At 32.1% G+C, this 12,422-nt stretch carries 15 protein-coding genes and 1 pseudogene; 2 read left to right on the forward strand and 14 right to left on the reverse strand.

What is annotated here, in order from left to right; genetic code table 11:
- Window positions 1-42: 42 nt before the first annotated feature.
- Window positions 43-360 carry a hypothetical protein gene (locus Q0P94_RS06565; protein WP_295114954.1) on the forward strand — a complete coding sequence of 106 codons (318 nt, stop codon included), beginning with the start codon at window positions 43-45 and terminating at the stop codon, window positions 358-360.
- 99 nt (window positions 361-459) lie between these two features.
- Window positions 460-1,002: pseudogene (locus Q0P94_RS06570) on the forward strand (transposase).
- A gap of 365 nt (window positions 1,003-1,367) precedes the next feature.
- On the opposite strand, the gene Q0P94_RS06575 reads toward Q0P94_RS06570, so the two are convergent.
- The 14 genes from Q0P94_RS06575 to Q0P94_RS06640 form a co-directional block, all read right to left on the reverse strand.
- A complete protein-coding gene (locus Q0P94_RS06575; protein ID WP_295114955.1) occupies window positions 1,368-2,885 on the reverse strand; it encodes an MFS transporter in 1,518 nt (505 codons plus the stop codon).
- Window positions 2,886-3,131: 246 nt separating this feature from the next.
- Window positions 3,132-3,638: a hypothetical protein gene (locus tag Q0P94_RS06580; protein ID WP_295114956.1), complete on the reverse strand. Its 507-nt coding sequence runs from the start codon at window positions 3,636-3,638 to the stop codon at window positions 3,132-3,134.
- On the reverse strand, window positions 3,631-4,440 hold the full coding sequence (locus tag Q0P94_RS06585) for a hypothetical protein (RefSeq protein ID WP_295114957.1): 810 nt from the start codon (window positions 4,438-4,440) through the stop codon (window positions 3,631-3,633). The genes Q0P94_RS06580 and Q0P94_RS06585 overlap by 8 nt, the downstream gene beginning before the upstream one ends.
- Complete coding sequence (locus Q0P94_RS06590) at window positions 4,418-4,699, reverse strand: hypothetical protein (protein WP_295114958.1); 282 nt, start codon at window positions 4,697-4,699, stop codon at window positions 4,418-4,420. Before Q0P94_RS06590 ends, Q0P94_RS06585 begins: the two co-directional genes overlap by 23 nt.
- A 141-nt stretch (window positions 4,700-4,840) precedes the next feature.
- Window positions 4,841-5,032: a hypothetical protein gene (locus tag Q0P94_RS06595; protein ID WP_295114959.1), complete on the reverse strand. Its 192-nt coding sequence runs from the start codon at window positions 5,030-5,032 to the stop codon at window positions 4,841-4,843.
- Window positions 5,033-5,193: 161 nt separating this feature from the next.
- Window positions 5,194-6,345, reverse strand: coding sequence for a transposase (locus tag Q0P94_RS06600; protein ID WP_295114960.1), 1,152 nt, complete (start codon window positions 6,343-6,345; stop codon window positions 5,194-5,196).
- Window positions 6,346-6,896: 551 nt separating this feature from the next.
- Window positions 6,897-7,169 carry a zinc ribbon domain-containing protein gene (locus tag Q0P94_RS06605; RefSeq protein WP_295114961.1) on the reverse strand — a complete coding sequence of 91 codons (273 nt, stop codon included), beginning with the start codon at window positions 7,167-7,169 and terminating at the stop codon, window positions 6,897-6,899.
- A 71-nt stretch (window positions 7,170-7,240) separates the two neighbouring features.
- The gene (locus Q0P94_RS06610; protein ID WP_292741396.1) at window positions 7,241-7,966 is read right to left on the reverse strand and encodes an ABC transporter permease; all 726 of its coding nucleotides are present in this window, start codon (window positions 7,964-7,966) and stop codon (window positions 7,241-7,243) included.
- Window positions 7,967-7,978: 12 nt separating this feature from the next.
- The gene (locus Q0P94_RS06615; protein WP_295114962.1) at window positions 7,979-8,896 is read right to left on the reverse strand and encodes an ABC transporter ATP-binding protein; all 918 of its coding nucleotides are present in this window, start codon (window positions 8,894-8,896) and stop codon (window positions 7,979-7,981) included.
- Window positions 8,897-8,944: 48 nt separating this feature from the next.
- A complete protein-coding gene (locus tag Q0P94_RS06620; protein ID WP_295114964.1) occupies window positions 8,945-9,661 on the reverse strand; it encodes a hypothetical protein in 717 nt (238 codons plus the stop codon).
- Between the two features lie 54 nt (window positions 9,662-9,715).
- The gene (locus Q0P94_RS06625) at window positions 9,716-10,549 is read right to left on the reverse strand and encodes a DUF4013 domain-containing protein (protein WP_295114966.1); all 834 of its coding nucleotides are present in this window, start codon (window positions 10,547-10,549) and stop codon (window positions 9,716-9,718) included.
- A 9-nt stretch (window positions 10,550-10,558) separates the two neighbouring features.
- Window positions 10,559-11,290: a DUF4013 domain-containing protein gene (locus Q0P94_RS06630; RefSeq protein WP_295114967.1), complete on the reverse strand. Its 732-nt coding sequence runs from the start codon at window positions 11,288-11,290 to the stop codon at window positions 10,559-10,561.
- 11 nt (window positions 11,291-11,301) lie between these two features.
- A complete protein-coding gene (locus Q0P94_RS06635; protein ID WP_295114969.1) occupies window positions 11,302-11,538 on the reverse strand; it encodes a helix-turn-helix transcriptional regulator in 237 nt (78 codons plus the stop codon).
- 513 nt (window positions 11,539-12,051) lie between these two features.
- Window positions 12,052-12,414 (reverse strand): hypothetical protein, encoded by a 363-nt coding sequence (locus tag Q0P94_RS06640; RefSeq protein WP_367270217.1) that lies wholly within the window; start codon window positions 12,412-12,414, stop codon window positions 12,052-12,054.
- Window positions 12,415-12,422 lie beyond the last annotated feature (8 nt).

Raw genomic sequence — 12,422 nt, forward strand, 5'->3', positions numbered from 1 at the left:
AATATATAATTATATATACTAAAATGGAGAATAAATATTAATATGAAACCCGAAAATACTCATTCTCCATTTAATAGTTTGTTTTCAAAGCAATTAAATCTTTCGGATTTTGGTTTTGAAAAACCAGCACTCAAAAAAATTAAAGAAATAAACAAGGACATTAGACCAAATAAACTGTTAAAATTCATTAAATATGTATTTAAATACTCAAAAATCGTGTTAAATAAATATTCAAGCAATTTTTCAAAGCATGACTTCACACAACCTGCATTATTCACACTTTTGGCAGTTAAAATCTACACCAGGAGCACATACAGACAAATAATTGATTTATTGGAGTTATCTGATAAAATACAATAATATTTGCACTTAAAAAAGGTCCCACATTACACAACACTCCAGAAATTCTTCCAAAGACTACCAACAGCAATATTGAAAGAATTAAACAAACAAATATTAATGAATCACCAAATAAATGGCGATATAATTGCTTTAGATGGAAGCGGATTCACCAATGACTACGCTGACAAATATTACGCAATAATAAGACGAAAAGAAAGAAAAAGCTACGTAAAAAACCATATTTCAATCGACGTAGACTCAAGATTAATTCTTCATTTTGCAGCCCAAAGAGGCCCAAGATTCGACACACGATTCGCAATAGCAGCAATAAGAAACATAAAAAAATATAATCCAAAATACATCCTAGCAGACAGAGCATACGACACAGAACCCATTAGAAAATGCATAAACGAAGAAGCAAAAGCACAAGATTAAATACCACTAAAAACACGAGCAAAAACAGGACATTATCGACTAGAAAGTAAAAATACATTCAACAAAGACATATATTCAAGAAGAAATAATGTAGAATCAATATTTAGTGTAATAAAAAGAATATTCAACGGAACAAACAGAAGCAGAAGCCTACAATTATCAAACAAAGAAACAAAACTCAAAAACACAATTTACAACATCTATAGATCCGCTCAAATTCAATAAAAATGAGGATTTCTACAAAGCCAAAAGAAAAATAAAACAACAAATCCCTTCTGCGACTTTATGAAAAACTTGATTAATTAATATTAAAATAATCTAGTTTGCGTGTCAATATAGCCCGGTTCATTGACCTCTTTTACAACATCATCCTTTTTAACATCACCGATCAACAGAGGCAAACAGGATTATGTAACTTAGGTTCTTTTTAACAAGCTTCATGTTGCTGTTGGCGTAACACACTTCAAAATATCTACAACTTTTAGTGAAATTTATCCTATCATACAAACAAAATGAATAAAATCAAAATTGAATAATTTCTGCCAACACTCAAACCATTTTAAAAAAAAAGGCAAATGAGAGATTGTCCCTCATTGTTTTTTAATATTTTTATTTTTTATCCGCAGCGTTATAATTAACATAGCTGCTAACACGATGGCTAATCCATACATTACAGTTGCCATTGCATTCTGAATAATTATATCTGCAGTATCCACAACAATACTATCTTGTCCCTCTATAGTATCTAATTTTTGGAAGTAATCATAGACCTCCTGATGGAAATGTTCGTCCCCTGAATAATCAGGCGCATAGGTATCGACTGCAGTACTAATACCACCCATAACTCCAAGAATTAGAATTATTCCAATGATTGCTGTACCCAATGAGGAACCTAATGTCTCACCAGTTGTAATAATACCAGATGCATTATTTTGGCCTTCAGCAGGAACATCGAATAATGCAACATCCGCAGCTAAAGCCATCATAAAACCAATACCTGTCCCAAGTAAAAACTGCCCCGGAATTAAATCCAGCATGTTTACATTTAATTTAAATTGATAACTTAAAATCAGACATCCTACAATAGATATTATACATCCTATTGCCATGAGTGTCTTGTGATTCAGTTTTCCCATTAGTTTTGGAGCGGTCAATGAAAAAATAAACAAAGCCATAACAAACGGAAGTGAAGCCAAACCAGTATCGAATGGATTTAACTGCAATACACTTTGGAAAAACAGAACCATTACAAAAAATGTTCCTGATATTACAATATTATATAATAACTTAATAGATGTACCTATACGCAAATTTTTGTCTCTAAATAATTCAACATCAATCAATGGCACCTTGCCTGACCTTTTTCTTTTGAGTTCAAACCATATAAAGATTGCCAAGACTATCAATCCCAAAATTATCTCAATTATGCTGGCAGCAACATCCTTAGTCAGAGTCAAAATACCAAGCACAAGCAAAAGAAGACATATACCTGAAAGTATAGCACCAATAATATCAAGATCGCTTTTAGATTCAGTAGGCTTAAAATCAGGTATTTTATTTTGCATTACTAAAATAAATAAAATGAATATTAATTCAAATGCGAAAGTGTATCTCCAGCTGAAAAAAGTTGTAATAAGCCCACCAAGGAGCGGAGCTAAAATATCTGCAAGTCCTGCCATTACCCCGAGAGTTGCCAAAGCAATTGTACGCTTTCTGCCGGAATATATTCCGCTTATTATTGAAACTATGGCAGGCAGCATTAATGCCGCAGCAACACCTTTAATCGCTGCCCATCCGACAAAAAACATTGTAACACTTGAACTTAATACTGCAGCAAATATTCCTATACCAAAAAGTGCAGCACCAATTACAAACAGTTTCTTTTTACCAACTATGTCCTGAAGTTTGGTACTAAACAGTATCAACGCAGCAGTGATAAGAGTACAAAACGACACAATCATTTGAATAGTACTAACATCAGCATTCAAATCAACAACAATTCGAGAAATGCTAACATTCATGAAGAAAGAGTCCAACACTATAATAAAGGAAGCACAAGCCACAACTATTAACGGAAACCAAGAATATTCGTTAGCCTTTTCATTCATACTTATTAATCCTCCAACATATTATCTTAAAAAATATTTTAACATTCAAACTTAAACATGAACTTAATTTTATATTTGCTTTCCAAACGATTAAATTTTTGGATTGGATTTTTATTATATAATGCAAGAATACCACAATTCTCTGTAAGATTGATTTTCAATGCATTCTGATGAACTTTTAATATCAAAGGCTTAAGCTAATAGCTACATCATTCTAGTTTGAGCATCAAGGCTCGCTAACTTCTCTTACAACATCCTCATCTTTAACTTTCCCCAGAGCAAAGGTGAATCGGGATTATGCAACTTCTGATTCATTTTAACCAACTTCATGTAACTGTTTGCATAATATCCGAAGGTTAGTGAATTTCCATTGGGAAATGTCCATGAATGTTCTGTTCCATCCCACTTTGGTTTGATGCTTGCATTATTTTGAACTTCCTTTCGATTTAACCACTGACTTGCCTTGTGAATTAAAGCTCCTTTACGCTTCAGGTCAGATAAAGTACGTCTCAGTATCAGTGCATGATACTCATTGGCATCATCCTGAACATAGAACAAAACTCTCATTAACAGACTTGTTGATTTGGAACCGCCAGCTCCACCACCGATTAACACTTCCTTTTCTGTGGCTAGTATCATCTCGGCCTGCTTTGGAAAAGGATTGAAAGGTATATATGGATTTTCATATACACATTTCTGAAGAATGGCCTTGTCTTTAGCGTCAAGATGGAATTTGCCGTTTTCATCATACATCGTTATCATCTATCTGTTTTGCAAGAATCTCTATTTCTTCCATCATGTCCTTTTGTGAAAGTTCAATTTTCTTATCTTCAAGTTCAAGAATCCTGTTTTGGAACAGTCTGTCCATTTCATCTTTGAATAATTTGTTTTTAGCGTCAAATGCTTTAACGGATAATTCAAGATATCTTATTTTCAGTTCTGTTAGGTCAAGCAGATATCTTGCCAGGCTTTTTTCATTGGCGTTGTGTCGTATTTCATGGTCTAATTTTTCAAAGTCAATTTCAATGCCTACAGCATTTTTAGTAATCTTGTCCAGGTTTTCAAGGCCGGTTTTGATGTCTATGACCTGTTGCTGAAGAATGTTATCAATAGCTAAATCGATATTGTCCTGATGAACGTTATTATCTGTTATTTGTTTTTGAGCAATAGCTCTATTGGTTAATGCTCCTTTATCTCTTGCTCTTGAGTCTTTTTCATTATCAACCAGATTATATTTCTTTTTGAATCTTGAAAATGTTGCTCTGCTTACTTCGAATTCATGTTCATCTGCTAGCCATCTTCGGACACTTTCATCTGTTGCTCCTTGAGTTTTCATTACCTTGATTTCATCCAGCAATGTTTCCAGGAAATCCCCTTTTGTTAATTTTAATCTGGCTTTGAATTTTCTATATGTGGTGAGTGGAATTTCACGACCATATTTTGTTTTTAATAATTCTATGACTTCCTTGTTGCTCATTGCCTTTTTGCAACAGTTAATTATTTCCTGTTCATATTTTTCTAAAAAATAACTTTCATCTGAATTTACACGATCCATAGGTTACCTCCCATAAATCTCTTAATTCTTTTTCGAGCTGTTCCTTTTTGGCTTGGATTATTTTGTATTCATTTTGTTTTATTAGTTTCTGAAGAACTGGATCACTGTCAATTATCTCCATGGTTTCTTCAGCATCACCTATAGCTATCAGTTTTGCTCCAAGCTCGTAGGCATCTTTATGGTTGAAGGTTGATTCTTCTACTATTTTTTTGAGTGTTAAATCCACTCTTGCGCTGATGTTGGTTTTTTCCGGTAACATAATATATTAATTTATTATGTATTATATATAAAATTATATTATTTAAAAAATATAAAAGTAATAATAAATCTTATTATTACCTTTGAAATCAAAAACAGTTTCTTCTTTAGAGTCATTACCTGAGATTTTTGTTTTGAAGTTTTATTCTTCCATTTCGTCAAGTTCTTTTTGAAGGTCGTGGATTTGCATTTCTTTGTAGAATCTTTCGAACTTTCCTACTTCGATAAGATATGCAGAAACTTCAAGAGCATCTCTATAAGTGTAATTGGACTCTTTTATAATTTGCTTTTTGTCTTCATCCATATAAGATGAGGTATTATTAACATTGGCCATAACTAATACAACCCATATATAATAATTAATATAATATTTTATTATTCTTTTTATATAAAATTATCATTATCAAATTTATAAAAATGTATACTCAACTTTACAATTGAACCACCCCATCCTATAGAGGATGGGGATTCCTGAATTATTTTCACTTAATAAGGTTAATTTAAGTATTTTATCAGGCCATCCCCGTTGAACCAGCGGTTTAGAATATTAATTGCTGCGTTTGTGTCCCTATCAAGTATTTTTCCGCATTTTGGACATTTCCAGTTGCGTTTTTTGACTTTTAACTCTTTGTTTATGTGTCCGCAGTGGTGGCATGTTCTGCTTGTGTTGTGTGGTTTTACGAATTGTACGCCGTCTGCTTCGGGTTTGTAGAGTTGGAATTTGTCTTTTAATCTTTTTATGAATCGCGATAGAGGAAATATCATGTTTTCCTCCCCTCCAATTAAAATCTTGATAGTAGAGTAGTTTTCTTCAAAGACTATTGTATCATATTTTTTGACTAGATTGTAGGTTAATTTTTCAATGTAGTCATTTAATTGGTTTGTTCTTTTGTTGTACCATTTTTGTAGTCTTTTTTGTAGTTTTTTCCATCGCCTGCTCATGTTTCTGCATTTGGATATTAATCTGTTGATGTGTTTGATCATTTGGTTGTCATGGTCAACATCAAAGAATTCTTTTTGTCCTTCGCTTGTGACTAGCCATCCATTTTTGTTGGAATTGATATCACATCCAATGTGCTCTTCGGTTAATGGTAGTTGTTCTGGTGGTTGTGTTTTGATGTTGAATGATGCATAGTGGTTCAATCCATCATAATATACTGTGATGTTGTTGAATTTGGTGTCTGGACTGTTTAATAAATCCAAGTATTCTACGCTTGTGCTGAAGGTTACTTTTCCGTGTTTTCTTAAAGTTAGTGTGTTTTTTTCTACTGGTCTTTTGTCTTTTCGGATAGTTTGTCTGAAGCTAGGTCGTGTTTTCTTTTTAGAGTGAAATTTTGGAGGATTATGCCTTTTGCTTTTAAAACTGTTTTTAAACGCTTTATGCAAATCATCACGTGCCTGTTGAAGACTGGTGGACTCTGTTTCCATCAAGTAGGATAACTCTTTTTTAGATTCGTTTAAAAATTGATTTAACTCATTTTTAGTTGGAATTTTATTACAATCACCATATTTGGCTTTATATTTATTTAAAAGTTCATTATGGGTTTTACGAGTACAACCATAGTTTTGTTTAAACATGACTTCTTGTTCGGGAGTTACATGAAGCCTAACAACCACACCTCGAATATACTCACCCATAAATCTCATTCCTCCAGTCCATCATTATATACCATTTTCATTCATATCTAAAAAAAAATGAAAAAACATCTACTCTTTTTTAAAACAACAATTAAAATCACATTTAATTGAATAATATCTCATTTATAATTACCCCTATATAAAAAATAAGAGAGAGCATTTGAAAAGTAATCGAATAACGAACTCAGAGCAATTTTTCAAACCCAAAACAATTTTTCATACCCAAAGCAATTATTTAATAATCCAATAACAAAAAAGTATACTGAATAAAAATTCATGACATAAAATAGCCTCAAAAAAACGCAAATAAAATAAAACACAATAAAATTAATTAAAAAAGACAGTACACCCAATAGTGCAATTCATCCACAACTTGCAGAAGTTGTGGTATTCTTGCATTTTAAAGATAAATTTATATTTAATATTTACTATAAAATAAATTATCTACAAATATCAATACATCACAAATTAAATTTAATTGTAATTTTTTTAATTTAAAAAAAATACTGACTTCGTGTCACATCCTCGTTAAGGCAAAAAAAAGAATATTTGATGGGAAATCAGTCGTTTGCCCATCTTTTCAATTTTGGAAATACCTCTCTCATCATGGCAGAGACTTGATTTTTATCCATTTCAGGATGAACTTCAACCATCTTTTCAATGCAGAAATTCATCATTTCTTCCATTGACATGTCAGATGTGAATTCACCGTCATTAAAGCAGTACATGCAGTAGTCTTCATTTTTGGTGCCATCTGCGTTGGTTCCAAAAAGTTCATCTGTTAAAGGCATTGCACATGATTGACAAAATTTTTGATTTTCAAAATCATTCATTATATCCCCCCACAATATACTTTGACATTGCAGTATTTAAACCAATGCATAGAGCATTTGAAGAGTAATGTCTAAAGTGAAACATCCGTTCTTGTAAAGTAAATGTATGAAATCACTAATCCAATTACAAAAGTGGCTAAAATAATGCTATACGATACACTAATGCTTGTTGCATATTCGGTTATCTCCCCTGATGCGATTAAATATGGGCATGTCCAGGGAACGAATGGAGCCCATTTTTGGCCATATACCATCAAATTGACCAATGACAGGCCTGCACCTCCAATCATCGCAGGAACCATGTTTGTTATCAGCAGTGAAATGAATACAAATGGAGAGAATGTTAAAAATAACAGTACATTTGCATAGAGAAGCTGAGTGAAACTGTCTAAAAACAGATTTACACTGAATCCTTCAAGACCTGCTGCAAAACCAAATATGAGTGTTGAAAGACTTGTCACCACTGTTAGAATAACAATCCAAACCAGAAACATGACATATTTGCTTATCAGAAACTTTCCTCTTGACACAGGGATAGTCAGCATTGTCTTTAGGGTATGCTCATTGTATTCCCTGCCAAACAGATATGATATGATTATTGCAAATATCATGACTGCAAACATCGCCGACATGTACATATTGACATTAGTGAATAATGCTTCAAAAGTTTGCCCTTCATCAAATGAAGTTACAGCAATAAACATGAGCAATGGCGGAAGAATGGCTCCTATTATGCTTAACAAAAATATTTTGGATCTTTTAAGTTTTAAAAATTCCATCTTTATAAAAGTCAACATCTAATCTCCCCTTTAATTATTAGAAACGAATCTTGTGAAAAACTCTTCCAGATTCTCTTCACACAGATTTACCTTTTTCACATCAATTCCTGCTTTGACAAATATTGCATTGAACTTATCTCTCATGTTCAAATGACTATACAAACGAATTATATTTCCATTGACTGTGAAATCAATATTTTCTCTAAGTTCCAGCTCTTTGAAAATATTTACTGCCAAATCAATGTCTGATACTTCAAACTCTACAAATTTATCCAGTCTATTGAATAACTCATCCCTGGACATCTCCTCTATCAGAATGCCATTGTCCATGAAACCTATGACATCGGCAAGATTTTCTATTTCACTCAAGATATGAGATGAAATTAGAATAGTTATTCCAAATTCATGGGACAATCTTTTAAGCAATGCACGAATTTCCTTAATTCCAAATGGATCAAGGCCATTGATGGGTTCATCCAGTATCAATAGCTCAGGACTGTGCATAATTGCTGCTGCAATTCCCAAACGCTGTTTCATGCCTAATGAAAAATCCTTGAATTTTTTTGATTTTGCTTGGCTTAAATTAACCATTTCAAGTACTGAACTGATATTGAACGGATTATAATCTCCCCTCAGTTTAGCAATGATTTCCAAATTTTCATAAGCCGTTAAATTTTCATAAAATCCAGGAGTTTCAATGATTGAACCTATTTTTGGATAAATTTCATTGGAATGTTTTTTAGGATTTTTTCCAAAGAGAAATATTTCCCCTTCACTTGGATATGTAAGATTTAAAAGCATGCACATTGTTGTGGTCTTTCCAGCACCGTTTTTACCTAAAAGTCCATAGATTTTTCCTCTTTCAACATGCATATTAACTGAATTTACAACTTTATTTTTGAAATATATTTTTGACAAATTGTTTGTTTTGATGACGTAGTCTACCATGTTAAAATCCCCTATAAAAAATTAAAAAAATAAATGAGAATAAAAAGTTTAATTCCCATTAAAAGAAACGGTTTCGGCCATTGATTTCAATACTTCCAAATTATTTCCAGATATAACAATGACCTCACCGTTGTTCTGATTTTTCATATAAATTGAATAATCGGAATTTTTAATATTTGAATCCAAATCACTTGAAACGTTAACTGTTTCATTACCTGCAGACGAATTACCAGAAACACTTACACCATCAGATGTGATGGATACATTCTCACCATCTGCACTTGAAACTTTAAAACCATTGCTTGATAATGAAATTGAATTATCATCAGCAGACACATTCAAACCATCAGATGAAAAGATACTGCCCGCAATGTTAAAAAATCCATCAATGTTATTTGAAATATCAAAATCATTTGAATTTTGACCGTTTTTTAAAGCAACATACTTATCGGTTTCTTCAACTTTAGATCCATCCTTTTCCAAGTCTTTTATAAAACCATTTACCTGATTTTTATCAGCTGTAGAATCCTTAAAGTAAATTATTGAATTCACGTCGCTGGAATCAATGCCTGAATTTTCAAATATTAATAATTTCATGTTATTTGTGGCAACGTTTACACTATCTGTGAAATTAGTTCCGGAAGCAACTTTTACTTCAAAATCGCCATTACTGAAATTATTTACCAAATCAACTGCGCTTGCAGCTGAAATTATCATACAAATAGCCAAAAAAGCTATGAAAATACATAATATTTTTGAATTCATTTTCAAATTATCTCCCCCATAATTTTAATGAAAAAATAGAATGTTTAAAACATTCTACTTAATAGCTTCCCTATAGATTGATCCGCAGACCCTATTGTAAAATACACTAGTGTAAGATGTTATGAATAACCCTTCAAGTATTCCAATGAATGCAGATATGACTATTGCCTGATTGAAAGCTCTTGCAAACAATAAAGTGAGGAAACTCAATATGAATCCTGCTGCAACATTGACAATCATGAATATGATGATTGTAAATATAACTATTCCAATGTATTTTCCCCATCCAAGATTTGCAATCTTGTCAGTGATTTCTCCAAAATCAAATGCTTTTTTGAGACTGTCATTTGCAACCATATTGTTGACAGCCATGATTTGGAGGAAGAATGCAATTATAAACAGAATTGCTGAAATCACTGCAATAACAGGAAGTGCTGATGAATCACCGGTTAATATGATTCCAATGATTAATACGACTACAGGAATAATGTTATATGCAACTGTTACGATTAAAATCTTGATTCCATTTACAAATATATTTAATATGTCGCTGAACCCCGGAAGGTCATCTTTCTTGTCTATTGAAAATTTGACAACATTATACTGATATCCCATCACAAACAATGTGATTATGAAACTGACAATTCCCAAAGCAGCTACAAGATAAATGTCATTTGCAGGTAGTTGTGTAAACTTTAGGGACAATGCTGTAGCATTTGATTGGTTGATTTCTCTTGTTACTGCTCTAAAGATGTCCAAATTCTTAATGCTTATTGCTGTAGATAATAAGTTTAAGAGTGCGAATAACGCACCAAAACTTAAAAGCTTTTTCACATCATTGAAAGGATACTTTAGCCCCTCACCCACATAATCAGTTATGCTTGCCATCAAATCACCTTATATTTGCATTGTATATAACAATCCGATGGATCTTGCATTGAATATGCTTAAGTACGGTCCAACAATGAACATGCTTATCAATAAATTGACCATTGCTCCAAATACAAATATTCCACCAGTGTTAGCTCCTAAAACAGCTCCGGAAATTCCAAATACTGTGAATACCAATCCAATGAGTGCAGTCACAACAAATGAAATTACAAGAGTTATGATTATCAATCCAATGTATGTTGCAATGCATTCAAACCATCCGATTTCATCAATTACCTCTTTGATTTCCCTAAATTCAAATGCCTTTGAAAATGCGCCTTCATGGTATGCCATGTGACATAATCCCATTTGACACATTAAGCATGATGCAATGCCGACAACCAATGTCAACAAACATCCTATGACCATTACCGCTGCTGATGCAAAACCAGATAAATTTCCTGCAATAATTGCAAATATGAAAAATATGATTACTGGTATAATCAGATAAACAATTTGAACGATAACGACTTTTACCCCGTCTACAAACATGTCTATTATATCATTGAATTCAGGTAGAGGGTCTCTTCCGTTAATGATACCGTGTACTGCATTGTTGATAACTCTGTAATTGTAACCTGTAATTAAGAAAGCCGGAAGCAATAAGAAACTGAACAATGCAATTACGCCCAGTATGACCAATGTTTTCCAGTCCTTTGCTGAATATTCTAGTGCGTCTTTATATATGTCTAAAATCATTTTTTTAACTCCTAATAGTAATCATCGTCTAAAATAAATATATCTTCCATAACAAAGTATTGTTCTCGATCTCCTTTAAATAACATTTTATTAAAAACCTGGGTTATTTCATATGCCAGAAACAAGGATGGGTTATACCTACCATTTTCCAGTGCGTTAATGGTTTGTCGGGTAACGCCAACCTTATCCCCAAGTTCTTTTTGGCTCATTTTGAGCTCCTGTCTTAAATATTTAATCATGGTTCTCATAGTAATCCACAAATTAAGTCATTTTTGCAAAAAGTATTTAAGTACTTCAGTAATTATGTTAAAATCTAATTACTTATGTTAATGTTAAATTACATAGTATATAAACTTTTCTATTTTATAAAAAACTAATTAAATCCCATTAAATTAATTAAAACAACTATAAATTCAAATATGAAAAATAAAAATAATCTAAAATATTGTAAAATTAAAAATTTAAGTTTATTAAACTTCATTTATTAATTAAAAAGAAAATATTAACTTTTTTATGTAAAAATTAAAAACGAAATATTTATATATGAGGTAATTCATCTTTAACATATGTAACATTACATTAACACATTTAATGTTACATTACAGTTCCAGGCAGAAAAAAATCATGCTAAAAGAACCCATTATATGCAAACCCATTTTCCTCTAAAAATCTGCGTGGGACTGAAAAACTTATTTTTAAAAAAAAATTGATAATAAAAAAACTATTTGATGATTAAAAAAGAAAAAAGATTTGAAAGAGTATTAACTACTGTACAAATCTGTAAATATCCAACTTGGATCAATAGCTATCACATTTCCATCTTCACACCATATTGATCTTACATTACCTGAAGTGGTATCTGCAACTGCAGCTGGATCACGGTTAATCCAGTTTCCTCCAGTATGTTTCTTATGTCTTAACCTTAACCTGATATGGCCAGTTCCACTAACACGACATTTAACATGGACAAACTGCACATCATAACCTAATGATTTAGCTATTCTGTGATATACTTGTCCCCAATCAACACAATTGGAACCTTTACTGGCTTTAGCATCTGTTATTGTTTTCTTGTCTGTCTTTTGTGAATCGAAATACTTGAGATATAATTTAATATTTGGCAGTCACTGAA

Source organism: uncultured Methanobrevibacter sp. (genome assembly GCF_946184425.1).
Taxonomy (GTDB): domain Archaea; phylum Methanobacteriota; class Methanobacteria; order Methanobacteriales; family Methanobacteriaceae; genus Methanocatella.

What these genes read in the sequence shown, in the direction of transcription:
- Q0P94_RS06565 (WP_295114954.1), top strand. Translation starts at nt 43, where the DNA reads ATGAAACCCGAAAATACTCATTCTCCATTTAATAGTTTGTTTTCAAAG.
- Q0P94_RS06575 (WP_295114955.1), bottom strand. Translation starts at nt 2,885, where the DNA reads ATGAATGAAAAGGCTAACGAATATTCTTGGTTTCCGTTAATAGTTGTG.
- Q0P94_RS06580 (WP_295114956.1), bottom strand. Translation starts at nt 3,638, where the DNA reads ATGTATGATGAAAACGGCAAATTCCATCTTGACGCTAAAGACAAGGCC.
- Q0P94_RS06585 (WP_295114957.1), bottom strand. Translation starts at nt 4,440, where the DNA reads ATGGATCGTGTAAATTCAGATGAAAGTTATTTTTTAGAAAAATATGAA.
- Q0P94_RS06590 (WP_295114958.1), bottom strand. Translation starts at nt 4,699, where the DNA reads ATGTTACCGGAAAAAACCAACATCAGCGCAAGAGTGGATTTAACACTC.
- Q0P94_RS06595 (WP_295114959.1), bottom strand. Translation starts at nt 5,032, where the DNA reads ATGGCCAATGTTAATAATACCTCATCTTATATGGATGAAGACAAAAAG.
- Q0P94_RS06600 (WP_295114960.1), bottom strand. Translation starts at nt 6,345, where the DNA reads ATGAGATTTATGGGTGAGTATATTCGAGGTGTGGTTGTTAGGCTTCAT.
- Q0P94_RS06605 (WP_295114961.1), bottom strand. Translation starts at nt 7,169, where the DNA reads ATGAATGATTTTGAAAATCAAAAATTTTGTCAATCATGTGCAATGCCT.
- Q0P94_RS06610 (WP_292741396.1), bottom strand. Translation starts at nt 7,966, where the DNA reads ATGTTGACTTTTATAAAGATGGAATTTTTAAAACTTAAAAGATCCAAA.
- Q0P94_RS06615 (WP_295114962.1), bottom strand. Translation starts at nt 8,896, where the DNA reads ATGGTAGACTACGTCATCAAAACAAACAATTTGTCAAAAATATATTTC.
- Q0P94_RS06620 (WP_295114964.1), bottom strand. Translation starts at nt 9,661, where the DNA reads ATGAATTCAAAAATATTATGTATTTTCATAGCTTTTTTGGCTATTTGT.
- Q0P94_RS06625 (WP_295114966.1), bottom strand. Translation starts at nt 10,549, where the DNA reads ATGGCAAGCATAACTGATTATGTGGGTGAGGGGCTAAAGTATCCTTTC.
- Q0P94_RS06630 (WP_295114967.1), bottom strand. Translation starts at nt 11,290, where the DNA reads ATGATTTTAGACATATATAAAGACGCACTAGAATATTCAGCAAAGGAC.
- Q0P94_RS06635 (WP_295114969.1), bottom strand. Translation starts at nt 11,538, where the DNA reads ATGAGAACCATGATTAAATATTTAAGACAGGAGCTCAAAATGAGCCAA.